General features: G+C 69.1%; 22 protein-coding genes and 1 pseudogene. 14 read left to right on the top strand and 9 right to left on the bottom strand.

What is annotated here, in order from left to right:
• Positions 1 to 259: pseudogene (locus A9W96_RS03500) on the top strand (sirohydrochlorin chelatase); the annotation flags it as partial.
• Positions 260 to 337: 78 nt separating this feature from the next.
• Complete coding sequence (locus A9W96_RS03495; protein ID WP_066866188.1) at positions 338 to 790, top strand: hypothetical protein; 453 nt, start codon at positions 338 to 340, stop codon at positions 788 to 790.
• Positions 791 to 803: 13 nt separating this feature from the next.
• Here A9W96_RS03495 and nirD read toward each other — a convergent pair whose 3' ends face one another.
• Positions 804 to 1,172 carry a nitrite reductase small subunit NirD gene (nirD, locus tag A9W96_RS03490; RefSeq protein ID WP_066866190.1) on the bottom strand — a complete coding sequence of 123 codons (369 nt, stop codon included), beginning with the start codon at positions 1,170 to 1,172 and terminating at the stop codon, positions 804 to 806.
• A 10-nt stretch (positions 1,173 to 1,182) separates the two neighbouring features.
• On the bottom strand, positions 1,183 to 3,765 hold the full coding sequence (nirB, locus tag A9W96_RS03485; protein ID WP_082972025.1) for a nitrite reductase large subunit NirB: 2,583 nt from the start codon (positions 3,763 to 3,765) through the stop codon (positions 1,183 to 1,185).
• A 227-nt stretch (positions 3,766 to 3,992) separates the two neighbouring features.
• Here nirB and A9W96_RS03480 point away from each other — a divergent pair, with 227 nt between their 5' ends.
• Positions 3,993 to 4,433 carry an Hsp20/alpha crystallin family protein gene (locus tag A9W96_RS03480; RefSeq protein WP_066866194.1) on the top strand — a complete coding sequence of 147 codons (441 nt, stop codon included), beginning with the start codon at positions 3,993 to 3,995 and terminating at the stop codon, positions 4,431 to 4,433.
• A 73-nt stretch (positions 4,434 to 4,506) separates the two neighbouring features.
• Here the strand turns inward: A9W96_RS03480 and A9W96_RS03475 are convergent, their stop codons facing one another.
• Entirely contained in the window at positions 4,507 to 5,268 is a 762-nt protein-coding gene (locus A9W96_RS03475) for an isocitrate lyase/phosphoenolpyruvate mutase family protein (protein WP_066866196.1), read from the bottom strand.
• A 106-nt stretch (positions 5,269 to 5,374) separates the two neighbouring features.
• Here A9W96_RS03475 and A9W96_RS03470 point away from each other — a divergent pair, with 106 nt between their 5' ends.
• The 5 genes from A9W96_RS03470 to A9W96_RS31990 all read left to right on the top strand — a co-directional run bounded on the left by A9W96_RS03470 (position 5,375) and on the right by A9W96_RS31990 (position 9,665).
• Positions 5,375 to 5,689 (top strand): hypothetical protein, encoded by a 315-nt coding sequence (locus A9W96_RS03470; protein ID WP_066866199.1) that lies wholly within the window; start codon positions 5,375 to 5,377, stop codon positions 5,687 to 5,689.
• 91 nt (positions 5,690 to 5,780) lie between these two features.
• A complete protein-coding gene (locus tag A9W96_RS03465; RefSeq protein ID WP_066866201.1) occupies positions 5,781 to 6,608 on the top strand; it encodes a hypothetical protein in 828 nt (275 codons plus the stop codon).
• A gap of 45 nt (positions 6,609 to 6,653) precedes the next feature.
• Entirely contained in the window at positions 6,654 to 8,573 is a 1,920-nt protein-coding gene (locus A9W96_RS03460; protein ID WP_066866203.1) for a fumarate reductase/succinate dehydrogenase flavoprotein subunit, read from the top strand.
• A complete protein-coding gene (locus A9W96_RS03455; protein WP_007768969.1) occupies positions 8,570 to 9,316 on the top strand; it encodes a succinate dehydrogenase/fumarate reductase iron-sulfur subunit in 747 nt (248 codons plus the stop codon). Before A9W96_RS03460 ends, A9W96_RS03455 begins: the two co-directional genes overlap by 4 nt.
• 184 nt (positions 9,317 to 9,500) lie before the next feature.
• Positions 9,501 to 9,665 carry a hypothetical protein gene (locus A9W96_RS31990; protein ID WP_197499390.1) on the top strand — a complete coding sequence of 55 codons (165 nt, stop codon included), beginning with the start codon at positions 9,501 to 9,503 and terminating at the stop codon, positions 9,663 to 9,665.
• Positions 9,666 to 9,689: 24 nt separating this feature from the next.
• On the opposite strand, the gene A9W96_RS03450 is transcribed toward A9W96_RS31990, so the two are convergent.
• Both A9W96_RS03450 and A9W96_RS03445 read right to left on the bottom strand, forming a co-directional pair.
• Entirely contained in the window at positions 9,690 to 10,178 is a 489-nt protein-coding gene (locus A9W96_RS03450; protein ID WP_066866205.1) for a flavin reductase family protein, read from the bottom strand.
• Between the two features lie 82 nt (positions 10,179 to 10,260).
• The gene (locus A9W96_RS03445; RefSeq protein ID WP_067137943.1) at positions 10,261 to 11,301 is read right to left on the bottom strand and encodes an isopenicillin N synthase family oxygenase; all 1,041 of its coding nucleotides are present in this window, start codon (positions 11,299 to 11,301) and stop codon (positions 10,261 to 10,263) included.
• Positions 11,302 to 11,511: 210 nt separating this feature from the next.
• Here A9W96_RS03445 and A9W96_RS03440 point away from each other — a divergent pair, with 210 nt between their 5' ends.
• Positions 11,512 to 13,347, top strand: a complete 1,836-nt coding sequence (locus A9W96_RS03440; RefSeq protein WP_066866207.1) for an acyl-CoA dehydrogenase — start codon at positions 11,512 to 11,514, stop codon at positions 13,345 to 13,347.
• A 328-nt stretch (positions 13,348 to 13,675) separates the two neighbouring features.
• Here the strand turns inward: A9W96_RS03440 and A9W96_RS03435 are convergent, their stop codons facing one another.
• On the bottom strand, positions 13,676 to 15,019 hold the full coding sequence (locus A9W96_RS03435; protein ID WP_067019462.1) for an acetyl-CoA C-acetyltransferase: 1,344 nt from the start codon (positions 15,017 to 15,019) through the stop codon (positions 13,676 to 13,678).
• Between the two features lie 152 nt (positions 15,020 to 15,171).
• Between A9W96_RS03435 and A9W96_RS03430 the strand changes: the two genes are divergently transcribed.
• On the top strand, positions 15,172 to 16,548 hold the full coding sequence (locus tag A9W96_RS03430) for a 3-oxoacyl-ACP reductase (protein ID WP_066877380.1): 1,377 nt from the start codon (positions 15,172 to 15,174) through the stop codon (positions 16,546 to 16,548).
• 26 nt (positions 16,549 to 16,574) lie between these two features.
• Complete coding sequence (locus tag A9W96_RS03425) at positions 16,575 to 17,417, top strand: MaoC/PaaZ C-terminal domain-containing protein (protein WP_067137938.1); 843 nt, start codon at positions 16,575 to 16,577, stop codon at positions 17,415 to 17,417.
• On the opposite strand, the gene A9W96_RS03420 is transcribed toward A9W96_RS03425, so the two are convergent.
• The 3 genes from A9W96_RS03420 to A9W96_RS03410 form a co-directional block, all read right to left on the bottom strand.
• Positions 17,414 to 18,667 (bottom strand): chloride channel protein, encoded by a 1,254-nt coding sequence (locus A9W96_RS03420; RefSeq protein WP_067137937.1) that lies wholly within the window; start codon positions 18,665 to 18,667, stop codon positions 17,414 to 17,416. The two genes, A9W96_RS03425 and A9W96_RS03420, sit on opposite strands and share 4 nt — an antisense overlap.
• A 25-nt stretch (positions 18,668 to 18,692) precedes the next feature.
• The gene (locus A9W96_RS03415; RefSeq protein WP_066877386.1) at positions 18,693 to 19,337 is read right to left on the bottom strand and encodes a TetR/AcrR family transcriptional regulator; all 645 of its coding nucleotides are present in this window, start codon (positions 19,335 to 19,337) and stop codon (positions 18,693 to 18,695) included.
• A gap of 88 nt (positions 19,338 to 19,425) precedes the next feature.
• Positions 19,426 to 20,580 carry a glycoside hydrolase family 3 N-terminal domain-containing protein gene (locus A9W96_RS03410; RefSeq protein WP_067137935.1) on the bottom strand — a complete coding sequence of 385 codons (1,155 nt, stop codon included), beginning with the start codon at positions 20,578 to 20,580 and terminating at the stop codon, positions 19,426 to 19,428.
• A gap of 111 nt (positions 20,581 to 20,691) precedes the next feature.
• Between A9W96_RS03410 and A9W96_RS03405 the strand changes: the two genes are divergently transcribed.
• From A9W96_RS03405 to A9W96_RS03395, 3 genes are all read left to right on the top strand, one after another.
• Positions 20,692 to 20,895 (top strand): DUF2613 family protein, encoded by a 204-nt coding sequence (locus A9W96_RS03405; protein ID WP_067137933.1) that lies wholly within the window; start codon positions 20,692 to 20,694, stop codon positions 20,893 to 20,895.
• A gap of 86 nt (positions 20,896 to 20,981) precedes the next feature.
• Positions 20,982 to 21,155 (top strand): DUF2613 domain-containing protein, encoded by a 174-nt coding sequence (locus tag A9W96_RS03400; protein WP_007769006.1) that lies wholly within the window; start codon positions 20,982 to 20,984, stop codon positions 21,153 to 21,155.
• A gap of 52 nt (positions 21,156 to 21,207) precedes the next feature.
• Complete coding sequence (locus A9W96_RS03395) at positions 21,208 to 25,407, top strand: alpha-(1->3)-arabinofuranosyltransferase (protein WP_067137931.1); 4,200 nt, start codon at positions 21,208 to 21,210, stop codon at positions 25,405 to 25,407.
• The last annotated feature ends 93 nt before the right edge of the window (positions 25,408 to 25,500 follow it).

Raw genomic sequence — 25,500 nt, 5'->3', positions numbered from 1 at the left:
CCGCGCGCGCCGCGCCGGTAGCCGTGTCGTGGTCGCCTCATACCTGCTGGCCGACGGCCTGTTCCAGCAACGGCTGCACGGTTGTGGCGCCGACCTGGTCAGCGAACCGCTGGGCACCCATCCCGGGCTCGCGCGCCTGGTCGCCAACAGGTTCCGGCGGGCCCTGCCGCCGGTGCTTGCCCCCACCGCCCGGCACGCATCGCGCCGGTCGAGCCCGCATCAGCTGGCCCGCGGCCGCGCCGTGCGCTCGGTGCCGTAGCGCCAAACGCCCACCGTCCAGCCACGCCGGTGCCCGGCGTTCCTTGATCTTTGCCCGCAGACGGGTGATCCTGGCACCATGCCCCGTCGCGAAGAGCCGTCGCGTGGGATCCTCGACCCGGTCGCCAAGATGTTGCGGTTGCCCTTCGGCACACCGGAATTCATCGACCGGATGGTCACCGGCGGGGTCAACCAGGTGGGCCGGCGGACCCTGCGCACGCTGATCACCACCTGGGACGCCGCCGGTGGCGGCCCGTTCGCGGCCAGCGCCATCGCGTCGACGGGGATGGCGAAGACCGCCGAGATCGTGCAAAACATGTTCGTCGGCCCGGTCTTTGGCCCGCTGCTGAAAATGCTGGGGGCCGACAAGGTCGCCCTGCGGGCCTCGCTGTGCGCCTCACAACTGGTGGGCCTGGGCATCATGCGCTACGGCATCCGCTCCGAGCCGCTGCATTCCATGTCGGTGGACGCGATCGTCGACGCGATCGGGCCGACGATGCAGCGCTACCTGGTCGGCGACATCACCCGGTGAACCGGGGTCGGGATCAGGCGGCCCGCTGCTGGTAGTCCCGCGCGATCTGGACGTAGCCGTCGGCGGTGATCCGCACCGGGTACACCGGCACCGAGACGGTCGGATCATCCAGGCACGAACCGTCTTCGAGCGAGAAGGCCTGCTTCAAGATGGGCGACTGCACCGTGACGCGGCCGTCCCGGTCGCCCACGATCCCGCGTGACAGCACCGCGGCCCCGGAGAACGGGTCGACGTTGCCGATCGCGTGCACCGAGCCGTCATCGAGCCGGAACAGCGCCGCCTGGGAGCCGTCGTCGAGCAGCACGCCGACGCCGCGACCCGGAATGAGGTGGTCGTAAGCGCAAGCGTGGGTCCACACCGCAATGTCGTTGAGAAGTGTCATGATCCCTTCCTCACTCTTCCGGAGTTGTCGCTGTACGAACCCGCGGCATGCCAATGGACACAGGGATTTTGCGCCCGGCATGCTCGGTGAATGCCACCGTCGAGTCGACGGCATCCGGGGCGTTGACGAACGAAACGAACCGCGACAGCTTGTCCGGGTCGTCCAACACGCCCTTCCATTCGCACTTGTAGTTCTCGACGTGCCGCTCCATTGCGGCCTCGAATTCGGCGGCCAGGCCTAGCGAGTCGTCGCACACCACCTCGCGCACGTGGTCGAGGCCGCCGTCGAGGGAGTCGACCCACGGCGCCGTGCGCTGCAGCCGGTCGGCCGTCCGGATGTAGTACATGACAAACCGGTCGACATAGCGGACCAGCGTTTCGGTGTCCAGATCGCTGGCCAACAGCTGCGCGTGCTTGGGCGTCATACCGCCGTTGCCGCCGACGTAGAGGTTCCAGCCCTTTTCGGTGGCGATGACGCCCACGTCCTTGGAGCGCGCCTCGGCGCATTCCCGCGCGCAGCCCGAGACGCCCATCTTGATCTTGTGCGGCGCCCGCAGGCCGCGGTAGCGCAGTTCCAGATCGATGGCCAGCTGCACGGAATCCTGCTGCCCGTAACGGCACCAGTCGGTGCCCACACAGCTTTTCACCGTGCGCAACGCCTTGCCGTAGGCGTGGCCGGACTCCATGCCGCCGTCGACCAGGCGCTTCCAGATCTCCGGCAGTTGGTCGACCCGGGCGCCGAACATGTCGATCCGTTGACCGCCGGTGATCTTGGTGTAGAGCCCGAAATCCTGGGCGATCTGGCCGATCAGGATCAGGTGCTCGGGCTTGATGTCTCCGCCGGGCACCCGGGGCACCACCGAGTAGCTGCCGTTCTTCTGGATGTTGGCCAGGAAGTGGTCGTTGGAATCCTGCAGCGAGGCCTGCTCGCCTTCGAGGATGTGCTCCGACCCGGTGGAAGCCAGGATGGAGGCGACCACGGGTTTGCAGATGTCGCAACCCTTTCCGCGGCCGAAGCGCTCCAGCAGACCGGAGAAGGTCCGGATCTCGGTGGCGGAGATGATCTCGAAAAGCTCCGCGCGCGACTGGCTGAAGTGCTCGCACAGGGCCTTGGACTGTTCCACGCCCTCGGCCTCCAGCAGCTGCTTGAGCAGCGGGACGCACGACCCACACGAGGTGCCGGCCGAGGTGCACGCCTTCAGCGCCGGGACATCCGCGCAGCCGTCGGCGATCGCACACTTCAGATCGCCCTTGGTGACGTTGTTGCAGGAGCAGATCTGCGCCGAATCCGGCAGCGCCCCAACGCCCAACGCGGTGCTACTGCCGGAGGAGGCAGGCGCGATCAGCGCGAGCGGGTCGCCGGGCAGCTCGCTGCCGACCATGGGTCGCAGCACGCCATAGGAGGAGGCGTCGCCGACCAGCACGCCGCCGAGCAGCGTCTTGGCGTCGTCGGAGAGCACCAGCTTGGCGTAGGTCCGGTTGACCGCGTCGTTGATGGCAACCTCGAGGCAGTTCTCGGTCGTCCCCATCGCGTCGCCGAAGCTGGCCACGTCGACACCGAGCAGCTTGAGCTTCGTGGACAGGTCGGCCTCGCCGAACTCCGCGACCCCGTCGAGCAACCGGTCGGCCACCACCTCGGCGGAGGTGTAGCCCGGGCCCACCAGGCCGTAGCAGCGCCCGCCGATCGCCGCGACCTCACCGATCGCGTAGATGTCGGGATCGCTTGTCTGGCAAGCCACATCGGTCAGCACGCCGCCACGCTCGGCGCGGTCCAGCCCGGCCGCGGTGGCCAGTTCGTCGCGCGGCCGGATGCCGGCCGCGAAGATCACCAGACCGGCGTCGATGACCTGGCCGTCGGTCAGGCTCACGCGCACCGAGGTGGCGCCGTCCGCATGCTCGATCGACTCGATCGATTCGGTGCCCGTGCCGACGTGCACCGAGATGCCGAGCTCGCCGATCATCCTGGCCAGCAGCGCGCCGCCGGCCTCGTCGATCTGCTGGGCCATCAGCCGCGGCATCATCTCGACGACATGGGTCTGCAACCCGAACTGGCGCAGCGCATTAGCGGCTTCCAGCCCGAGCAGGCCGCCACCGATCACCACACCCGCGGCGGCGTGTGAGGTTTCCACCGTGCGCTGGGCGTCGGCGCGGATGGCGTCGAGGTCGTCAAGGGTGCGGTAGACGTGACAGGCGGGCAGATCGTGACCTGGCACCGGCGGAACGAAGGCGTACGACCCGGTCGCCAGGACCAAGGTGTCGTAGCCGTGCCGCTGACCGTCGGCGGTGACCACCGTCTTTGTCGCGCGGTCTATTTCGGTAACGCGCTGGTTGAGCACCAGCCGGACCTGCTCGTCACCCTCATATTCGTTGCCGGGCAAGGCCAGTAGCTTGCGATCCCAGCTTTCGGTGTACGAGGTCAGCCCCACGCGGTCGTAGGCCGCGTTGGTCTCCTCGGCGAAAACCGTGATGCGCCACAGTCCCTCGGTGTCACGGGCGCGCAGCGCCTCGACGAACCGGTGCCCCACCATGCCATGTCCGACTACGATGATGTGACGAGGCGCACAGCTGGCGCGCGAAATCCCGTCTGCAGACATGGCTTTGAGAGTAACGGCCGGAAATTACGTTCTTCTCGCCCAATGTGACGGTCCTATGACGAGGATCTCACAACTCACAGGAACCGATGTGATTGATCGTTCACTGCCGGCGAACGGCGAGGTGGAACTTAAGCGTGGTCGACTCATGTTTGTCGTAGTAGCCGGTCGCGCAGGCGCCGGTCACAGGAATTTCACAATGAAGCTCAAGGAATGGAAAGGGAAGCGTCATGAGCAACCTCGCATTGTGGTCGCGACCGGCCTGGGACACCGACCGGTGGTTGCGCGACTTTTTCGGCCCCGCCGCCGCGGCGGACTGGAACACCCCGGCGACCAGCGGTTTGCGGCCCGCCGCCGAGATCGTCAAGGACGGCGACGACGCGATCGTACGGGTCGAACTCCCGGGCGTTGACGTCGACCGGGACGTCAAGGTCGAGGTCGACCGCGGCCGCCTGGTCATCCACGGCGAACACCGCGACGAGCACGCCGAAGAGAAGGAAGGCCGCACGCTTCGGGAGATCCGGTACGGATCGTTCCGCCGGTCGTTCCAGCTGCCCGCCCACGTCACCGGCGACGCCATCACGGCGAGCTACGACGCGGGCGTGCTGACCGTGCGGGTCACCGGTGCGTACGCCGGAAGCCAGGCGCAGCGCATCGCGATCACCAAATAATCTCCGGCCCGTCCGGACGCATACCGGCCGGCGAATCCGGCGGAGCCGCAACGGCTCCGCCGGATTCATCGCATCAGCCCCAGCGGGCCAGCAGCTCCTTGGCGTGGGCCGCCAGCGCGGCCTGAAAGAAGGGCCCGAAACTGATCCGCGCGACGCCCAGCGGACCGAAGGACGCCGGGTCGTCCTGATCGGGCAGCGCGATCGCGTTGACCGGCCGCTGCAACTCCGCCGTCAGGCGCCGCAACGTGTCGGGGTCGTGGCGGCCCACCGGATAGAGGACATCGGCGCCCGCGGCGGCGGCCTTGTTCAGTCGGTCCACCGCCCGCTCGACGCGATCGGAGGCCTCGCCGTCCTGGCGCAGGAACAGATCGGTCCGGGCGTTGATGACGACGTGTACCCCGGCCGCGTCAGCGGCCGACCGCAGCTCGCCGACCAGATCGGCGTGTTCGTCGGCGGACCGCAGCCGCTTGCCCTCCGAGTGCACGCTGTCCTCGATGTTGCACCCCACGGCCCCGGCGCTGAGCAGGCCCTCGATCAGCCGGCCCGCCCGCTGGCCGTAGCCGGATTCGATGTCCACCGACACCGGGACGTCGACCGCGGCGGTGATCTGCGCGACCCGGGTGAGCACATCGTCGAACGACATGCCCTCGTTGTCCGGTTTGCCGATCGAGTCCGCCATCGGATGGCTGCCCACGGTGAGCGCGGCGAATCCGGCGCCGGCGGCCAGCCGGGCCGACCAGGCATCCCACACGGTCGGCAGGATGACCGGGTTGCCCGGCCGGTGCAGTTCCAGCAGCGCGGCGGCCCGCTCGGCCGGTGTGGCGCGTCCCGTCATAAGTGTTTGCTCCCTCGGCATCCCGGCCCAACGACCTGACGTCTGGCGTGTGCGGTGGATAGTATCGAGGGCGTACTGTGATCCGAAACACTGCCGAGGAGATCCTTTGACTCGCACGCCGAGCACGACTGGCACGACCGAATTCGCCGAACTACACGACCTCATCGGCGGCCTGCGGCGGTGCGTGAGCTCCCTACGGGCCCGATACGGTGACAGCCCGGCCATGCGGCGCATCGTCATCGACGCCGACCGCATCCTGTCCGACGTCGACCTGCTCGACACCGACGTGTCCGAATTGGACCTGGCGGGCGCCACCGTGCAGCAGTCCGGTGAGAAGATCGTCATTCCCGACACCCAATACGACAGCGAATTCTGGCGCGACGTCGACGACGAGGGTGTCGGCGGTCACAACAGGTCCTGACCAACGTCGAACAACACAAGCCCCCCAGAAAAGGGGGGCTTGGTTCTGTGTACCCTTCGACCTACAGCCCGTTCGAAGAGGAACACACTAAATGAGCGCACCCACGGCGAACCGTCCTGCGTCCGGTGTCTTTTCACCCACGCGCGCCCGTATCCCGCAACGCACCCTGCGCACCGATCGGTGGTGGATGTCGCCGCTGCGGATCGATCTAGGCTTCGCCGCATTCATTATTTATGCGACGGCGCGGGCGTTCCAACAGGATTACTTCTTCGTTCCCAAATACCACTACCTGACACCGTTCTACTCGCCCTGCGTGAGCAAGGGTTGCGGTGAGGCCGGCGACATCTGGCCGCAGTTCCTGCCCGACGTATGGTGGCTGCCGTACGCCGCCTTGTCGCTGCCGTTCCTGCTGCTGTTCCGTCTGACCTGCTACTACTACCGCGGTGCCTACTACCGCACGGTGTGGCAGTCGCCCAGCGCCTGCGCGGTGGCCGAGCCTCGCGTGCACTACACCGGCGAGACCAAGTTCCCGCTGATCATCCAGAACACCCACCGGTACTTCTTCTATATCGCCGGCATCATCTCGGTGATCAACACCTACGACGCGATCGTCGCGTTCCACTCCGACAGCGGCCCGGGCGGATTCGGCTTCGGTCTGGGCAATCTGATCCTGCTCGGCAACGTCATCATGCTGTGGGTCTACACGCTGTCCTGCCACTCCTGCCGGCACGTCACCGGCGGGCGGCTCAAGCACTTCTCCAAGCACCCTGTGCGGTACTGGATCTGGACCCAGGTCAGCGTCATCAACACCCGCCACAAGCTGTTCGCCTGGATCACGCTGGGCACCCTGATGCTCACCGACTTCTACATCGCACTGGTGGCCAGCGGCACCATTCCTGACCTCAGGTTTGTTGGCTGACAAGCCATTTCGAAATAAATCACAGATTTAGCTAGCGAGGGTTTCATGGTTGAAATCGAGCGGCACACGTTCGACGTGGTCGTGATCGGTGCCGGCGGCGCGGGACTGCGCGCGGTTATCGAAGCGCGCGAACGGGGTTTGCGGGTTGCGGTGGTGTGCAAGTCCCTGTTCGGCAAGGCCCACACGGTCATGGCCGAGGGTGGTTGCGCGGCCTCCATGGGCAACACCAACCCGAAAGACAACTGGAAGACCCACTTCGGCGACACCATGCGCGGCGGGAAATTCCTCAACAACTGGCGCATGGCCGAACTGCACGCCAAGGAAGCCCCCGACCGGGTCTGGGAGCTGGAAACCTATGGGGCACTGTTCGATCGCCTCAAGGACGGCAAGATCAGCCAGCGCAACTTCGGTGGGCACACCTACCCGCGGCTGGCCCACGTCGGTGACCGCACCGGCCTGGAACTGATCCGCACCATGCAGCAGAAGATCGTCTCGCTGCAGCAGGAGGACTTCGCCGAGCTCGGCGACTACGAAGCCCGGATCCGGGTGTTCGCCGAGACCACGATCACCGAGCTGATCAAGGACGGCGACGCGATCGCCGGCGCGTTCGGCTACATCCGCGAAAGCGGCAACTTCATCCTGTTCGAGGCGCCCGCGGTGGTGCTGGCCACCGGTGGGATCGGCAAGTCGTTCAAGGTCACCTCGAACTCGTGGGAGTACACCGGCGACGGCCACGCCCTGGCCCTGCGGGCGGGCGCGTCGCTGATCAACATGGAGTTCGTCCAGTTCCACCCGACGGGCATGGTCTGGCCGCCGAGCGTGAAGGGGATCCTGGTCACCGAGGGTGTCCGCGGTGACGGCGGGGTGCTGAAGAACTCCGACGACAAGCGGTTCATGTTCGACTACATCCCCTCGGTGTTCAAGGGCCAGTACGCCGAGACCGAGCAAGAGGCCGACCAGTGGCTCAAGGACAACGACTCGGCCCGTCGCACCCCCGACCTGCTGCCGCGCGACGAGGTCGCGCGCGCGATCAACTCCGAGGTCAAGGCCGGCCGCGGCAGCCCACACGGCGGCGTCTTCCTGGACATCGCCTCGCGGCTGACCCCCGCGGAGATCAACCGCCGCCTGCCGTCGATGTACCACCAGTTCAAGGAGCTGGCCGGCGTCGACATCACCAAGGAGCCGATGGAAGTCGGGCCGACCTGCCACTACGTGATGGGTGGCGTCGAGGTCGACGCCGACACCGGCGCAGCCACCGTCCCCGGGTTGTTCGCCGCGGGTGAATGCTCCGGCGGCATGCACGGGTCCAACCGGCTGGGCGGCAACTCGCTGTCGGACCTGCTCGTGTTCGGCCGGCGTGCCGGTCTGGGTGCGGCCGACTACGTGCGTGCCCTGAGCAGCCGGCCGACGATCGCCGAGGACGCCGTGGACGCGGCGGCCAAGCGGGCGCTGTCGCCCTTCGAGGCGCCGGCCAACGGCGCGGCCGCGGAGAACCCGTACACCCTGCAGCTCGAGCTGCAGCAGTCGATGAACGACCTGGTCGGCATCATCCGCAAGGAGGAAGAGATCACCGAGGCCCTCGAGCGGCTCAACAAGCTGCGCGAGCGGTTCAAGAACCTGCACGTCGAGGGGCAGCGCCGGTACAACCCGGGCTGGAACCTGGCCATCGACCTGCGCAACATGCTGCTGGTCAGCGAGTGCGTCGCCAAGGCCGCGCTGCAGCGCACCGAGAGCCGCGGCGGGCACACCCGTGACGACCACCCGGCGATGGACTCGTCGTGGCGCAAGGTACTGCTGGTCTGCGAGGCGAGCGGCGGTGACGAGGTGATCCCCGAGATCACCATCACGAAGAAGGATCAGACGCCGATGCGGCCCGATCTGCTGGAGCTGTTCGACATCGCCGAGCTGGAGAAGTACTACACCGACGAAGAACTCGCCGGGCACCCAGGACGGAGTGGCAAATGACCTACAACGCGACGATGCGGGTGTGGCGCGGCGACGACGCCGACGGCGGTCTGCAGGACTTCACGGTCGAGGTCAACGAGGGCGAGGTCGTCCTCGACATCATCCATCGCCTGCAGCAGACCCAGACGCCCGATCTGGCCGTCCGGTGGAACTGCAAGGCGGGCAAGTGTGGTTCCTGCTCGGCGGAGATCAACGGCAAGCCGCGGCTGCTGTGCATGACCCGGATGTCGACGTTCGCCGAGGACGAGGTCGTCACCGTCACGCCGCTGCGCACGTTCCCGGTGATCCGCGACCTGGTGACCGACGTCTCGTTCAACTACGAAAAGGCCCGCGAGATACCGTCTTTCGCGCCGCCCAAGGACCTGCAGCCCGGGGAGTACCGGATGGCGCAGGAGGACGTGCAGCGCTCGCAGGAATTTCGCAAGTGCATCGAGTGCTTCCTGTGCCAGAACGTCTGCCACGTGGTGCGCGACCACGAGGAGAACAAGAAGGCGTTCGCCGGTCCCCGGTTCCTGATGCGGATCGCCGAGCTGGAAATGCACCCGCTGGACACCCGCGACCGGCGCAACGACGCCCAGGACGAGCACGGTCTGGGCTACTGCAACATCACCAAGTGCTGCACCGAGGTCTGCCCGGAGAACATCAAGATCACCGACAACGCGCTGATCCCCATGAAAGAGCGGGTCGCCGACCGCAAGTACGACCCGGTCGTGTGGCTGGGTAACAAGCTGTTCCGCCGCTGATCGCGCGCGGCCTTGCGGCTCGAATGTGAAGCTACCTTCACATTCGGCGCTCAACGTGCGACTGACTTCACGCTCGGCGACGTCGCGCCGCGGCGCGTTAGGCCACCGCGGGACTCGGGTAACCACACTGCATCCTGTCGGGCCGCCGCGTGCGGTCGTCTGTCCACGACCGGAAAGGCAGTTCATGAAACCCATGCGAGAAACCGCCAGCATCAACAACATTCGCACGGCGATCCGCCAGCTGTCGGTACGCGCTCAGCTCGCGAACAAGGAAGGCCGGTACACCGACGCCGCCGAACTCGAGAGCCGCATTCAGGGCTTTCGGGAGGAACTGGGCCACCGCCCGTAGCAGGTCGACGGCTCAGCGAGCCGATTAGGCGCCGAGGCGGCGGAACACGCTGCGATGGAACACGATGGGCGCCACCTCGGCGTCCACGGTCACCTCGTTGACCCGCAACACCACGATGGTGTGATCGCCCGCCGGAATGAGCTGCTCGATCGCGCTTTCCAGCCACAGGCCGGTGCCCTTGATGAACACCGCACCGGAGGACCGGGAGACCGTTTCCAGACCCGCGAACCGGTCGCCGGTCTTCGCGGCCAGCGTGCGCGCGGCCTCGTCATGCGCCTCGCCGAGGACACTGATGCCCAGCATCGGCAGGTCCTTGAGCTTGGGCCAGGTCGTCGAGGTGTTCTGCACGCAGAACGACACCAGCGGCGGGTCCAGCGAGACGGGGACGAAGGTGCTGGCCGCCAGGCCTTCCCGGGTTCCGTTCACCTCGGCGGCGATCGCTACCACACCGGACGGGAAGTGACCGAAGGCCTCCCGCAGCGACGACGCTGTCAGCTTGTTGTTCGAGTTCACCGGACTTATTCGCCCCTAGAGCCGGAGACGGGATTTTCGTGTGTGACCCTACCCGGCGCCGGTCACGCCGGCACGGCCACCCTCAGCCGTTTTCTAAGCGATCTGCCGAATATCCGTGCGCCGCGGCCACATCCGGATGGGCCCGCAGCCTGCTCTTCCAGGCGTTGCGCCCGTAGACCGAAAACATGGGGTCGGCCGGATCGTGCGACGGTGTCCAGTGTTCATCGGTCCGTGCCGCGAGCTCGTCGGGCAGCGACAGCACGGGTATCTGTGCGTCCAGGCGCGGATTGAAGAAGTAGGGCACCGAGATGCGGTCCCCGGCCTGCCCGTGCAGGCTGACCCGGTGCTCGGTGGCCCGCAGGTAACCGCGGGTGGCCACCTCCAGCAGCTCGCCGATGTTGACGATGAACGCCCCCTCGCGCGGCGGCACTTCGATCCAGCCGTCATCGGGATGGCCTCCTTTCCCGCCGCCGCGCCGGACCTGCAGGCCGGTGCTGCCCGGCTCGGCCAGCAACAAGGTGAGCACCCCGGAGTCGCGGTGGGCACCCACGCCCTGCGCGCTTTCCGCGCGGGCCGGGTACCGGATGATCTTGATCAGGGTGGCCGGCGCGTCGGCGAAGGACGCGTCGAACACGCCGGGCGGGCTGCCGAGCGAGGCCGCCCAGTGTCGCAGCAGGGTGCGCGCGACCGCGGACAGCGCGGCGTCCCACTCCTCGATGATCCCGGGCAGCTCCGGCAGCGCGGCCGGCCACTGATTCGGGCCCTGCAGCCACCGATAGTCGGACTTGCCCAGCCCATCGAGCGCCGCGCGCTCCGGTCCGACGTCGATCTGCTCACGCCAATCCACCTCGCCGCGGGTCAGTTCACCGCCGAGCCGGGTGTAGCCACGGAAATGGGGGCTGCGCACCATCGCGATGGCGTCCTTGTCCGGTTGGGGCAGCTCGAAGAGCCGGCGCGCCGCGTCCAGCATCCGTCCCACCAGGTCCGGCGCCACCCCGTGACCGGTCAAATAGAAGAAGCCCACCTCGTGGCCGGCGTCCCGCAGCCCGCGGCGCAGCAGCGCGGCATCGGCCCGCAGGTCCACCGTCGGCACCTCGTCGGGCGGCGCAGTGACGCCGCGCACACCGGTCACGTGTGGATCATCGCCGCAGGTAGATCGGATTTCAACGGCATGACCAGCAGCTTCCCAACCGGTTGGTTAATTAGGCAATGAAATCTAGCTCACATTGACTTGCATCCCACTGACGCGAGCGATATTTTAGGTCTTGTTACTGGTGGGTAACTTAGACCTAGTACCCAACCACAAGTGGCATTCTCAACGAGGAGGACCGTAGTGAGCCACTACAAGAGCAACGTCCGCGACCAGGTATTCAACCTGTTCGAAGTTCTGGGCGTTGACAAGGCGCTGGGCCAGGGCGAATACGCCGACCTGGACGCCGACACAGCCCAAGAAATGCTGAACGAGATCAGCCGACTGGCCGAGGGGCCGGTCGCCGACTCCTTCGTCGAGGGTGACCGCAATCCGCCGGTGTTCGATCCGAAGACGCACTCGGTGACCCTGCCGGAATCTTTCAAAAAGTCGGTCCAGTCCGTCATCGAGGCCGGCTGGGACAAGGTCGGCATCGACGAGGTGCTCGGCGGCATGCCGATGCCCCGGGCGCTGGTGTGGGCGCTGCACGAGCACCTGCTCGGCGCCAACCCCGCCGTGTGGATGTACGCCGGCGGCGCAGGCTTCGCCAACATCCTGTACCACCTCGGCACCGAGGAGCAGAAGAAGTGGGCCGTCATCTGCGCTGAGCGCGGCTGGGGTTCGACCATGGTGCTCACCGAGCCGGACGCCGGTTCGGACGTGGGCGCCGGGCGGACCAAGGCCGTCAAGCAGGAGGACGGCTCCTGGCACATCGACGGTGTGAAGCGGTTCATCACCTCCGCCGACTCCGGCGACCTGTTCGAGAACATCTTCCACCTGGTGCTGGCCCGCCCCGAGGGCGCCGGACCGGGCACCAAGGGGCTGTCGCTGTTCTTCGTGCCCAAGTTCCTGTTCGACTTCGAGACCGGCGAGCTGGGCGAGCGCAACGGCGTCTTCGTCACCAACGTCGAGCACAAGATGGGCCTGAAGGTCTCGGCGACGTGCGAGCTGAGCTTCGGCCAGCACGACGTCCCCGCCAAGGGCTGGCTGGTCGGCGAGGTGCACAACGGCATCGCGCAGATGTTCGAGGTCATCGAGCAGGCCCGCATGATGGTCGGCACCAAGGCCATCGCCACCCTGTCGACGGGCTACCTGAACGCGCTCGAGTACGCGAAGTCGCGCGTCCAGGGCGCCGACATGACCCAGATGACCGACAAGACCGCACCGCGGGTGACCATCACGCACCACCCGGACGTGCGCCGTTCGCTGATGACCCAGAAGGCCTACGCCGAGGGTCTGCGCGCGCTGTACCTGTTCACGTCCACCTACCAGGACGCGGCGGTCGCCGAGGCGATCCACGGCGTGGACGCCGAGCTGGCGGTCAAGGTCAACGACCTGATGCTGCCGGTCGTCAAGGGTGTGGGCTCGGAGCAGGCGTACGCCAAGCTCACCGAGAGCCTGCAGACCTTCGGTGGATCCGGCTTCCTGCAGGACTACCCGATCGAGCAGTACATCCGCGACGCCAAGATCGACTCGCTCTACGAGGGCACCACCGCCATCCAGGCGCAGGACTTCTTCTTCCGCAAGATCGTCCGCGACAAGGGTGTGGCCCTGGCCCACGTGTCCGAGCAGATCCAGAAGTTCGTCGACAGCGAGTCCGGCAACGGGCGGCTGAAGACCGAGCGCGAGCTGCTGGCCAAGGCCCTGACCGACGTCCAGGCGATGGCGGCCACGCTCACCGGCTACCTGATGGCGGCGCAGGAGGACGTGACCAGCCTGTACAAGGTGGGCCTGGGTTCGGTGCGCTTCCTGATGAGCGTCGGTGACCTGGTCATCGGCTGGCTGTTGCAGCGTCAGGCGGCGGTCGCCGTGGCGGCGCTGGATGCCGGTGCCAGCGGCGATGAGCGGTCCTTCTACGAGGGCAAGATCGCGGTGGCGTCGTTCTTCGCGAAGAACTTCCTGCCGTTGCTGACCAGCACCCGCGAGGTCATCGACACGCTGGACAATGACATCATGGAGCTCGACGAGGCCGCCTTCTAGGCCCTCGACGGCAACGCATGAATCCCCCGCTTCGCCTGGTCGGAGCGGGGGATTTGCGTTCGCCGCAGCGATGAAAGGCCTGCCGGACAGCAAAAAGGCCGCCGCTGGATCCCCTCACTCCAGCGGCGGCCCTTTTCGTACGCCAATCCGCGATGCGGACGGGCGGTCGTATTCAGGGGATGCCCCGTATTGCCGTCGGGGTCGGGGGGTCAGACCACAACACGGGGCCATCCGGTGGGTCGGATACCCGCGCCCCCTTCCGACTAACCAGATGTGACTCAACTCATGACGAGCGCCGATCCGGCGGGACCGGGCCCTGACGGGTCCGTCAGGCCTCCAGAATCGCGGCCACGCCCTGGCCACCTGCCGCACAGATCGAGACCAGGGCGCGCACGGTGCCGCCGCCCTTCTGCTCGGCCTTGCGCTGCGCGAGCTGCTTGGCCGCCTGGGCCAGGATCCGCCCGCCGGTGGCCGCGAACGGGTGGCCGGCGGCCAGCGAGGACCCGTTGACGTTCAGCTTGGACCGGTCGATCGAGCCCAGCGCGCCGTCCAGGCCCAGCCGCTCCTTGCAGTACTCCTCGGATTCCCAGGCCTGCAGGTGGCACAGCACCACCGACGCGAACGCCTCGTGAATCTCGTAGAAGTCGAAATCCTGCAGGCTCAGGCCGTTGCGGGCCAGCAGCCGCGGCACGGCGTAGGTCGGTGCCATCAGCAGGCCGTCACGCCCATTGACGTAGTCGACGGCGGCGGTCTCCGAATCCACCAGGTAGGCCAGCGGCGTCAGCGAATGCGCGGCCGCCCACTCGTCGGTGGCCAGCAGCGCCACCGACGCACCGTCGGTCAGCGGCGTCGAGTTGCCGGCGGTCATCGTCGCGTCGCCCGCCTTGACGCCGAACACCGGGCGCAGCTTGGCCAGCTTCTCCGCCGACGAGTCCGGACGCAGGTTGTCGTCGCGGTAGAGCCCCAGGAAGGGCGTGACCAGGTCGTCGAAGAAGCCCCGGTCGTAGGCGGCGGCCATGTTGCGGTGGCTGGCGGCGGCCAACTCGTCCTGGGCCACGCGGGAAATGCCCATCTTCTTGGCCGTCAGCGCCTGGTGCTCGCCCATGGACAGCCCGGTGCGCGGTTCACTGTTCACCGGGATCTCGACGCCCAGGGTGGCGGGCAGCGTGCCCACCAGCTTCAGCCGTTGCACGTTGGACTTGGCCCGGCGCAGCTTGAGCAGGGTGCGGCGCAGGTTGTCGCCCAGCCCGATGGGCGCGTCGGAGGTGGTGTCGACGCCGCCGGCGGCGGCCACGTCGTAACGGCCGGACGCGATGCCCTCGGCGGCGGCCACGGCCGCCTGCAGCCCGGTACCGCAGGCCTGCTGCAGGTCGAACGCGGGCGTGTGGGACGACAGCTGCGAGCCCAGCACGCATTCGCGGGTCAGGTTGAAGTCCCGGCTGTGCTTGAGCACGGCGCCGCCGACGACGACCCCGAGCCGCTCGCCGGCCAACCCGAAGCGATCCACCAGCCCGCCCAGGGCGGCGGTGAACATGTCCTGGTTGGACGCCTCCGCGTAGGCGCCGTCGGACCGGGCGAACGGGATGCGGTTGCCGCCCAGCACGGCCACCCGCCGACGCTCAGAACTGCGCTGAGCAGACTGTTTACTTGACTCAGAACTTGCAGCGGCCACTATTCTTCTCCGTGTTTGCGCGGTCAATCGGTTTGGGAATCGCCCGTCCGGGGCCATAATACCCACTGTTCTTACTCTGCAGTAAGTTCGTCCCCGATACGGTTGTGCTGTAGGCATACCCCGATTTCGCAAGAACATGGAAGGTAGCTCCGGTGGCTCCCAAGGCTTCGTCCGATCTGTTCTCCCAGATCGTCAATTCCGGTCCTGGATCGTTTCTCGCCAAGCAGCTCGGCGTCCCCCAACCCGAGACGCTGCGCCGTTACCGGGCCGGTGAACCGCCCCTGGCCGGGGCCCTGCTGATCGGCGGGGAGGGCCGGGTCGTCGAACCGCTGCGCGCGGCGCTGGACGCCGACTACGACCTGGTGGGCAACAACCTGGGCGGCCGCTGGGCGGACAAGTTCGGCGGCCTGGTGTACGACGCCACCGGCATCACCACGCCGGAGGGGCTCCGGGGGCTCTACGAGTTCTTCACCCCCCTGCTGCGCAACCTGGGTCATTCCGCGCGCGTGGTGGTGGTCGGGACCACGCCCGACGCCTTGCAAAATACAGAAGCCAGCCCGCACGAGCGGATCGCACAGCGCGCGCTGGAGGGCTTCACCCGTTCGCTGGGCAAGGAGCTGCGCAACGGCGCCACGGTGGCGCTGGTGTACCTGTCGCCGGACGCCAAGCCCGCCGCGACGGGCCTGGAATCGACGATGCGGTTCATCTTGTCGGCCAAGTCCGCCTACGTCGACGGCCAGGTCTTCTACGTCGGGGAGGCGGACTCCACGCCTCCGGCCGATTGGGACCGCCCGCTGGACGGCAAGGTCGCGATCGTGACCGGCGCGGCCCGGGGCATCGGCGCGACGATCGCCGAGGTGTTCGCCCGCGACGGCGCCCGCGTGGTGGCCATCGACGTCGAATCGGCCGCCGAGGCGCTGGCCGAGACGGCCAGCCGGGTCGGGGGCACCGCGTTGTGGCTCGACGTCACCGCCGAAGACGCCGTCGACAAGATCACCGAGCACCTGCGCGAGCACCACGGCGGGCGCGCCGACGTTTTGGTCAACAACGCCGGCATCACCCGCGACAAGCTGTTGGCCAACATGGACGACGCCCGCTGGGACGCCGTCCTGGCCGTCAATCTGCTTGCCCCGCTGCGGCTTACCGAGGGTCTGGTGGGCAACGGCACCATCGGCGAGGGCGGCCGGGTGATCGGTCTGTCGTCGATGGCCGGCATCGCCGGCAACCGCGGCCAGACCAACTACGCGACGACCAAGGCCGGGATGATCGGCCTCACCCAGTCGCTGGCCCCGGAGCTGTACGGCAAGGGCATCACGATCAACGCCGTCGCACCGGGTTTCATCGAAACCCAGATGACCGCCGCCATCCCGCTGGCCACCCGGGAGGTCGGCCGCCGGATGAACTCGCTGCTGCAGGGCGGGCAGCCGGTGGACGTCGCCGAAACCATCGCCTACTTCGCCAGCCCGGCCTCAAATGCGGTGACGGGTAACGTCATTCGCGTCTGCGGCCAGGCCATGCTGGGCGCATAGCGAACCGGGCTGTCGAGGAGAATGCCATGAACCAGCCAAGCGGCCTGAAGAACATGCTGCGCGCGGCGGCCGGGGCGCTGCCGGTGGTGTCCCGCAGCGGCGAGGTGCCCACCCGCACCGTGACCATCGAGGAATTGCCCATCGACCGCGCGAACGTGGCCGAGTACGCGGGGGTCACGGGCCTGCGCTACGGCAATCACGTGCCGCTGACCTACCCGTTCGCGCTGACCTTTCCCGCGCTGATGTCGCTGGTCACCGGCTTCGACTTCCCTTTTGCCGCAATGGGATCGGTGCACACCGAGAACCACATCACGCAGTACCGCCCGATCGCGGTCACCGACACCGTCGGGGTGCGCGTGCACGCCGAGAACCTGCGCGAGCACCGCAAGGGGCTGCTGGTCGATCTGGTGACCGATGTCAGCGTCGGCAACGACACCGCCTGGCATCAGGTGACGACCTTCCTGCACCAGCAGCGGACGAGCCTGTCCGATGAACCCAAGCCGCCACCGCAGAAGCAGCCCAAGCTGCCGCCACCGTCCACGGTGTTGCGGATCAGCCCGGGGCTGATCCGGCGCTACGCCGACGTCGGGGGCGATCACAACCCGATCCACACCAACTCGGTCGCGGCCAAGCTGTTCGGCTTCCCGACCGTGATCGCGCACGGAATGTACAGCGCCGCAGCGGTATTGGCCAACGTCGAAGCACAAATCCCCGATGCCGTGCGGTATTCGGTGCGGTTCGGCAAGCCGCTGGTGCTGCCCGCGACCGCCGGGCTCTACATCGACGAGCACGACGGCGGCTGGGACATTTCACTGCGCAACATCGCCAAGGGTTACCCGCACCTGACCGGCACGGTCCGGGCGCTCTAACCCGCGTGCGTCGTACTGCGGCCCTGGGCAAGCACTTTCAGCGCGTGTGCGCTGCTCGCGGTCAGCAGGAAGAGCAGAAACAGCCACAGCGGGGGCCGGGCGAGCTCCCAGACGAAGATCGCCGCCCAGATCGGCGACCCCTGGGTCACCGCGAGCACGCCCGCGGCGCCGGCCAGCGACACCGCCGGCACGTGCAGATGAGTTCCCATCGCCCAGTTGATCGCCAAGACCAGCGCGGCGCCGGCGGCGGCGCCGGTGGCCAGTGAGGGCGTCAGCAGGCCGCCGGCCCCGCCCGCGCGCAGAAACAGCGCGGTCAGTAGGGGTTTCAGCGCCAGGATGGCCAGCGCCGAGAGCAGGGTCATGCCGCTGGCCAGGCTCACGGTCAGGATGCTGCGGCCGTTGCCGGGCAACTCGGGCCACCAGTGCGAACACACGCCCATCACCAGGCCCGCTCCCGCGAGCGCGGGGATGAGCAGCGCAGTCCTCGGCGGGCGGGCGGGCCGCGCCGCGGCCATCAACCGGTTGAACGCCAGCCCGACCGCGAGAGCCACCGGCGCCAGCAGCAATCCGTGCGCGGTCAGCAGATACGTGGACTCCCCGATCGGCCATCGCAGATTGGGTTGATCGCGGGTGATGGCCGAGCCGACGGCGACGGCCAAGCCGGAGGAGAGAAACGCCGCGCCCACCACCCGCGGCCGCCAGGTGTTCAGCAGGATCCGGATCGAGAACAGTGCGCCGGCCAGCGGAACCGCATACACCGCACCCAGGCCCGCGCCCGCCGCACAGGCCAGCAGGATCTCGCGATCGCGCGGGCCCAGCCGCCTGAGCCATCCGGTCCCCAAATCGCTGAGCGCAGCGGCGAATTGACGTGGGGCGCCCTCTCGCCCGAGCGATGCTCCCGATCCGACGAGCAGCACCTGCAGCATCGCGTCGACGCTCCAGGACAGCCGCGGCACGGGTGCGCGGGCGGCGATGGTCTGCGCCAGCGGGGGCACCTCGGCCCGGCGCCGCAGCAACCACCACCCCAGGCCCGCCAGCCCTGCGCCGATCATCGGGCCCAGCATGCGCCGGATCGGGCTGCTGGCGGTCACCCCTTCCAGCAGCGCGCCGAAACTGTAGTTGTAGGTGGCGTGCTGGACCACGCGCAGCACGAACGTCGTCGCCAAGCCGGCGACTCCGGCGAGCAAGCCGACGATGATTACGGCGCAGAAGAATTCGAGGTTGCCGCGGTCCGAGCTCGGGACGCTCATCCGGGCCACCGCAACGACCCTGGGGCTATTCGCCGGCGGCGTCCGAGCCGCCCGCCTCGGGGTGCGCCGCCGCCCGTTCCGCCGGCGACCCCTTGAGGCCGTACCAGAACAGGTCGATCATCAGCTGGGCCGCCTCCTCGACGTCGACGTCGCCGGTGGACAGCCGGTTGGCGACCGCCTCGCCGGCGCCCACCAGGGCCACGGCCATCATTTCGTTCTCGCGCTCGGTGCGCGGGTTGCGGCTGCCCGCCCGCATCAGCCCGGCCACGAGTTCGATGATCTGCTCGCGTCCCTCGCGGACCATGTGGGCGAACGCCTGTGAGCTGGTGGCCTGGGTGTACATCACGATCCAGGACGCCCGGTTGGCGTCGATGTAGCGCATGAACGACGCGATGGTGTTGCGCAGCATGTCGTTGGGGCTCTGCTGGAAGTCGATGTCGGCGCGCACCGCGTCGATGAACCGGCCCATCTCCCGGTTCAGGCAGGCGCCGAACAGGTCCTCCTTGGAGCCGTAATACAGGTACAGCATCGGCTTGGAGATCTGCGCCTCGGCGGCGATGGCATCCATCGAGGTCTCGTGATAGCCGTTGACCGAGAACATCTGGACGGCGGCGTCGAGCATCTGCTGCTCGCGGACGGCGCGCGGTAACCGCTTGGTGCCACCCGCCATCGCTTACCTTTCCGACCCGTCTAGCTGACTCAAGGGTAAGCAATGCGGCCCGGCCGCCACATCCGTTGGTGCGGACGGGGCCGACCCGCTAGTGGCCGCAGTTACGGCTGGGGCCCTTCATCGTCGCCACCCGCACCAGCGAATCGTCGACCTGCTTGGCCGGCAGGTCGCCCGAGGCCACCGCCTGTTGCAGCCGGTCCAGGACCGCCGGCACCTCGTCGGTGGTCACCCACAGCGCGACGTCGACGCCGGCCCGCAGGCTGCGCAGCACGGCTTCCGACACGCCGTATCGGTCGGAGATGGCGGCCATGCTGGACAGGTCGTCGCTGAACACCGGCCCGGTGAACGGCGGGCCCTTGTAGCCGACCCCGTTGCGCAGCAGCTGCACGGCCTCGGGGCTCAGGCTGGCCGGGGCGTCGCCGGTGAGGCCGGGAACCTGCAGGTGGCCCACCATGACGCCGACCGGCGGCGAGACCACCAGGGTCCGGTAGGGCACCAGATCGCTGTTCTGCAGGGCGTCGAGCGGCGGCGTGACCACGCCGCCGGTGTGCGAATCGCCCGAGCCGTGCCCGTGGCCGGGGAAGTGCTTGAGCACCGGCAGCAGGCCGGCGTCGCGCAGCCCCTGCGCATAGGCCCCGGCGTAGTCGGTGACCGTGGCAGGATCCGCGCTGAACGACCGGTTGCCGATGACGGCGTCGTCGGGCTCGTCGCTGACGTCGACGACGGGGGCGAAGTCGACGGTGATGCCCAGGTCGCGCATCTTCCTGCCGCGGTCGGCGGCCAGGTCATGCACCTGTTGGACCGTTTGCGTCTGCGCCAGCTCGCGCGGCGATGGCGACGTCCCGATCAGCGACTTCAACCGCGAGACCCGGCCGCCCTCTTCGTCGACGCTGACGGCCAGCGGCAGCGGACCCGCCTTGGCCGCGATGTCGGCCAGCGGTCCCTTGAAGATCGACAGGTCCGTCCAGCTGCCGATGAAGATGCCGCCCACGTGGTAGCCGTTGACGACGTTGCGGGCGTCGTCGGCGTTCTTCACGCCCACCATCAGCAGTTGGGCCAGCTTGTCGCGGATGCCCAGTGTGGCCGGGAGTGCCGACGGGTCGGCGCACACCGGCGGCGCCGGAGCGGCGACCGGTTTGCTCGACGCCGACGAGCTGGGCGGGTGCGCGGCGGGGTGGTGGCCGCAACCGGCCACCAGCGCCGACGCGGCTGCGAGCACGGCGAAGGTGCGCGAAAATGCCATCGGGCCATGCTTTCACGTCGGGCGTTTCGTGCCCGGCGCCAGGGGGCATCAGCGGTACGTTGCTGATCGGGGGGCTGCAGACCCGTTCGACTGGCAGGGAGGGAGCCAGCGATGACCGGTTTCACGTTGGCCGCCGCGGTCAGCATCGCGGTGGGGTTGTCCGCCGGGGTGGCGACGACCGTCGGGATCACGCTCGCCGTGGCCGACCAGAGCCTGGTGTCGGCGCCCAGCCTGCAGCGCCCCGCGCTTCCGGTCGCGCCCTATCAGGTCGAATACGGCGACCGCTGTTTCCACGGACACTGTCTGCACTGGTGACCGGGGCCCCGGTTGGGCGGGCGCCGTTCTGCTAGGTTGGCGCTAGGTCGAAAGTCAGGACCGCAAGCCGACCCCAGGAGCCGTCGATGAACCGGATCGTTGCGCCCGCCGCAGCGAGCGTTGTGGTTGGCCTGTTGCTCGGCGCGGCCGCGATCTTCGGGATCACCTTGATGGTCCAGCAAGACACGAAGCCGCCACTTCCCGGGGGCGATCCGCAGTCGTCAGTGCTCAACCGGGTCGAGTACGGCAACCGTAGCTAGCCGGTCGCGGACAGGGGCCGGACCTCCGGTCTCATGCTCGACGGCTGGGCCGGTGTCGCGGCGGTGGTTGTGGCTGGTCGGTGCGATCGCGCTGGCCCTGACGTTCGCCCAGTCCCCGGGGCGGGTCTCCCCCGACACCAAGCTGGACCTGACCGCGAATCCGCTGCGCTTCCTGGCCCGCGCGACCAACCTGTGGAACAGCGAGCTGCCGTTCGGGCAGGCGCAGAACCAGGCCTACGGCTACCTGTTTCCGCACGGCACCTTCTTTCTGCTCGGCCACGCGCTGGGCGTGCCCGGATGGGTCACCCAGCGGCTGTGGTGGGCGTTGCTGCTGACCGTCGGTTTTTGGGGAGTGCTGCGCGTCGCCGAGGCGCTGGGGATCGGCAGCCCGGCGTCGCGGGTGATCGGCGCGGCGGCGTTCGCGCTGGCGCCGCGGGTTCTGACCACGCTCGGATCGATCTCATCGGAAACCTTGCCGATGATGCTGGCGCCGTGGGTGTTGCTGCCCACCATCCTGGCGCTGCGCGCCCAGACGGACCGGTCCGTGCGGGCGCTGGCCGCCCAGGCCGGGCTGGCGGTGGCCCTGATGGGCGCGGTCAACGCGATCGCCACGCTGGCGGGGTGCCTGCCCGCGGTGATCTGGTGGGCCAGTCACCGGCCCAACCGGCTGTGGTGGCGCTACACCGGGTGGTGGCTGGCGTCCCTGGTTCTCGCGATGCTGTGGTGGGTGGTGGCGCTGGCCCTGCTACGGCACGTCAGTCCCCCGTTTCTGGATTTCATCGAATCCTCGGGCGTGACGACGCAGTGGTCGTCGCTGACCGAGATCTTGCGCGGCACCGACGCCTGGACCCCGTTCGTGGCGCCGACGGCGACCGCCGGCGCGCCGCTGGTCACCGGGTCGGCGGCCGTCCTGGCCACCTGCCTGGTCGCGGCGGCCGGGCTGGCCGGGCTGGCCAGCCCCGGGATGCCTGCGCGGGGACGGCTGGTGGCGATGCTGCTGGTCGGGTTGGTGCTGATGGCCGCCGGCTACAGCGGCGGCCTGGGCTCGCCCGTCGCCCATCAGGTGCAGGCGTTCCTGGACGCCGCCGGCGCGCCGCTGCGCAACGTGCACAAGCTCGCATCGGCCATCCGGCTCCCGCTGGTCTTGGGCCTAGCGCAGCTACTGGGCCGGATACCCCTTCCCGGTTCCGCGCCGGTGGCGGTGTGGCTGCGGGCGTTCGCCCACCCCGAGCGCGACAAGCGGGTCGCCGTGACGGTGGTGGTGCTGACGGCGCTGGCGGTCAGCACCTCGCTGGCGTGGACCGGCCGGCTCGCCCCGCCGGGCACGTTCGCCGCGATACCCCGGTACTGGCATGAGGCCGCCGATTGGCTCAGCGAACACAACAAGGGCACGCCCGCGCCGGGCCGGGTGCTGGTGATCCCGGGTGCGCCGTTCGCCACCCAGGTGTGGGGCACCAGCCACGACGAGCCGCTGCAGGTGCTCGGCGACAGCCCATGGGGGGTGCGCGACTCGATCCCGTTGACCCCGCCGCAGACCATCCGGGCGCTGGACTCGGTGCAGCGCCTGTTCGCCGCCGGGCGCCCCTCGGCCGGCCTGGCTGATACCCTTGCCCGCCAAGGCATTTCGTATGTGGTGTTGCGCAACGACCTGGATCCGGAGACCTCACGCTCGGCGCGGCCCATCCTGGTGCACCGCGCCGTCGAGGGCTCGCCGGGACTGCAGAAGGTGGCGCAGTTCGGCGCGCCGGTGGGCCCAGGCACGCTGGCCGGCTTCGTCGCCGATAGCGGGCTGCGCCCCCGATACCCGGCGGTGGAGGTCTACCGGGTCGCCGTCGGTGGTGATCCCGGCGCGCCGTACCTCGTCGACACCGAACGGCTGGCCCGGGTCGACGGCGGGCCGGAGGCGCTGCTGCGCCTCGACGAGCGGCGGCGGCTGCTCGGCCAGCGGCCGCTGGGCCCGGTCCTGTTGACGCAGGACGCCCGCGGCGTCGGGCTGCCCGCACCCGCCGTGACCGTCACCGACACCCCGGTGTCCCGCGAGACGGACTACGGCCGGGTCGACCAGCATTCGTCGGCGATCCGCGCGCCCGGCGACGCCCGGCACACCTACAACCGGGTCCCCGACTATCCCGTCCCCGGGGCCGACACCGTGCCCGGCGCCTGGACCGGCGGCCGGATCACGGTGTCGAGCTCGTCGTCGGATTCCACGGCGATGCCCGACGTCGCGCCGGCGACCAACCCGTCCGCCGCCGTCGACGGCGACTCGGCCACCGCCTGGGTGTCCAACGCGCTGCAGGCCGCCGTGGGCCAATGGCTGCAGGTGGACTTCGACCACCCCCTGACCAACGGCGCCATCACGCTGACCCCGAGCGCGACCGCCGTCGGCGCCCAGGTCCGCCGCATCCTGATCGAGACCGCCACCGGCAGCACCACGCTGCGGTTCGACGAGCCCGGCAAGCCGCTGACCGCGGCGCTGCCCTACGGCGAAAGCCCGTGGGTGCGCGTCACCGCCGCCGGCACCGACGACGGGTCGGCCGGGGTGCAGTTCGGCATCACCGACCTGTCCATCACCCAGTACGATGCCTCCGGATTCGCCCACCCGGTGGCCCTGCGACACACCGCGCAGGTGCCCGGGCCGCCGCCCGGCTCGGCGGTTGCGGGCTGGGACCTGGGGTCCGAACTGCTCGGCCGGCCGGGCTGCGCCAGGGGGCCCGACGGCGTGCGCTGCGCGGCGTCGATGGCGCTCGCACCCGAAGAACCGGTGAACTTCAGCCGCACCCTGACCGTCCCCGCGCCGGTGTCGGTGACCCCGACGTTGTGGGTGCGGCCGCGTCAGGGACCCAAGCTGGCCGACCTGATCGCGGAAACCAATACCGCTCGCGCCCAAGGGGATTCGGACGTGGTAGACGTCGTCGGCTCGGCCTACGCTGCCACCGACGGCGACCCGGCCACCGCGTGGACGGCGCCCCAGCGGGTGGTGCAGCACAAGTCGCCGCCGACGCTGACGCTAACCCTGCCGCGGCCCACCGAGGTCGCCGGGCTGCGCCTGGTCCCCGGCCGGTCGGCGGTGCCGGCGCACCCGACCGTGGTGGCGGTCAACCTGGGCGACGGCCCGCAAGTCCGGGCGCTCAAGCCGGGCGAACCGCAGACGCTGTCGCTGCAACCCAGGGTGACCGACACCGTCAGCGTCAGCCTGCTCGACTGGGAAGACGTCATCGACCGCAACGCGCTGGGGTTCGATCAGCTCAAGCCGCCAGGGCTGGCCGAGGTGACGGTGCTGGGCAGCGACGGCAGTCCCATCGCGCCCGCCGACGCCTCCCGCAACCGGTCGCGCGAGATCACGGTCGGCTGCGACCGGGGGCCGGTAATCGCGGTCGCCGGCCGGTTCGTGCACACCTCGATCCACACCACCGCCGGCGCCCTGCTCGACGGCGGGCCGCTGGCCGCTCTGCCGTGCGAACCCGACCCGATCGCGCTGCCCGCGGGCCAACAGGAGCTCTTGATCAGCCCCGGCGACCAGTTCGTCGTCGACGGCGCCCAGCTTTCCACACCGGCCGCCGAATTGCCCAGCGCGGCTTCGATTCCCATCCAGACCGGCGCGTGGGGGCCCAGCCGGCGGGAGGTCCGCCCCCCCGCCTCGGCCGCCTCGCGGGTGCTCGTGATCCCGGAAAGCATCAACCCCGGCTGGGTCGCGCGGACCGGTGACGGGACCCGGCTGACGCCCGTGGCCGTCAACGGCTGGCAGCAGGGGTTCGTCGTGCCGGCGGGTGACCCTGGCACCATCACGCTGACCTTCGCCTCCAACTCGCTGTACCGCGCGGGCCTGGCCGTGGGGCTGGCGCTGCTGCCCCTCCTCGCCGCGCTGGCGCTGTGGCGGACGCGGCGCGGGCGCGCCGACGACTCGCCCGCACGACCGTGGCCGTCCGGGGCCTGGGCGGCGATCGCCGTGCTGGCGGCCGGGGCGGTCATCGCCGGCGTGGTGGGGCTGGCCGCGGTCGGCGCCGCGCTGGGCCTGCGGCACGCGTCGCGGCGTCGGCCCCGCTGGCGTGACGGTGCGACCGTCGCGCTGAGCGCGGGCGGGCTGATCCTGGCCGGGGCGGCGCTGTCCCGGCACCCGTGGCGGTCGGTCGACGGCTATGCCGGGCATTCTGCGAATGTGCAACTGCTGGCGCTGATTTCGGTTGCGATGCTCGCGGCGTCCGTGGTGACGATGCGGGCCGGGCACCGGCCCGCTGAGGAACCACGGCATTGAGCCCCGTGGTGACGATGCGGGCCGGGCACCGGCCCGCTGAGGAACCGCGGCATTGAGCCCCGTGGTGACGATGCGGGCCGGGCACCGGCCCGC

Origin of the sequence: Mycobacterium sp. 1245852.3, assembly GCF_001669335.1 — a bacterium.
GTDB lineage: Bacteria > Actinomycetota > Actinomycetes > Mycobacteriales > Mycobacteriaceae > Mycobacterium > Mycobacterium europaeum_A.
This window is presented reverse-complemented; position numbering and strand designations above follow the sequence as displayed.

Bases quoted from the DNA above. Each gene is read 5' to 3' on its own strand.
- A9W96_RS03420 (WP_067137937.1), bottom strand. From the start codon at position 18,667: ATGAGCGTCCCGAGCTCGGACCGCGGCAACCTCGAATTCTTCTGCGCC.
- A9W96_RS03405 (WP_067137933.1), top strand. From the start codon at position 20,692: ATGACCGGTTTCACGTTGGCCGCCGCGGTCAGCATCGCGGTGGGGTTG.
- A9W96_RS03480 (WP_066866194.1), top strand. From the start codon at position 3,993: ATGAGCAACCTCGCATTGTGGTCGCGACCGGCCTGGGACACCGACCGG.
- A9W96_RS31990 (WP_197499390.1), top strand. From the start codon at position 9,501: ATGAAACCCATGCGAGAAACCGCCAGCATCAACAACATTCGCACGGCG.
- nirD (WP_066866190.1), bottom strand. From the start codon at position 1,172: ATGACACTTCTCAACGACATTGCGGTGTGGACCCACGCTTGCGCTTAC.
- A9W96_RS03415 (WP_066877386.1), bottom strand. From the start codon at position 19,337: ATGGCGGGTGGCACCAAGCGGTTACCGCGCGCCGTCCGCGAGCAGCAG.
- A9W96_RS03410 (WP_067137935.1), bottom strand. From the start codon at position 20,580: ATGGCATTTTCGCGCACCTTCGCCGTGCTCGCAGCCGCGTCGGCGCTG.
- nirB (WP_082972025.1), bottom strand. From the start codon at position 3,765: ATGTCTGCAGACGGGATTTCGCGCGCCAGCTGTGCGCCTCGTCACATC.
- A9W96_RS03495 (WP_066866188.1), top strand. From the start codon at position 338: ATGCCCCGTCGCGAAGAGCCGTCGCGTGGGATCCTCGACCCGGTCGCC.
- A9W96_RS03460 (WP_066866203.1), top strand. From the start codon at position 6,654: ATGGTTGAAATCGAGCGGCACACGTTCGACGTGGTCGTGATCGGTGCC.
- A9W96_RS03475 (WP_066866196.1), bottom strand. From the start codon at position 5,268: ATGACGGGACGCGCCACACCGGCCGAGCGGGCCGCCGCGCTGCTGGAA.
- A9W96_RS03425 (WP_067137938.1), top strand. From the start codon at position 16,575: ATGAACCAGCCAAGCGGCCTGAAGAACATGCTGCGCGCGGCGGCCGGG.
- A9W96_RS03465 (WP_066866201.1), top strand. From the start codon at position 5,781: ATGAGCGCACCCACGGCGAACCGTCCTGCGTCCGGTGTCTTTTCACCC.
- A9W96_RS03455 (WP_007768969.1), top strand. From the start codon at position 8,570: ATGACCTACAACGCGACGATGCGGGTGTGGCGCGGCGACGACGCCGAC.
- A9W96_RS03400 (WP_007769006.1), top strand. From the start codon at position 20,982: ATGAACCGGATCGTTGCGCCCGCCGCAGCGAGCGTTGTGGTTGGCCTG.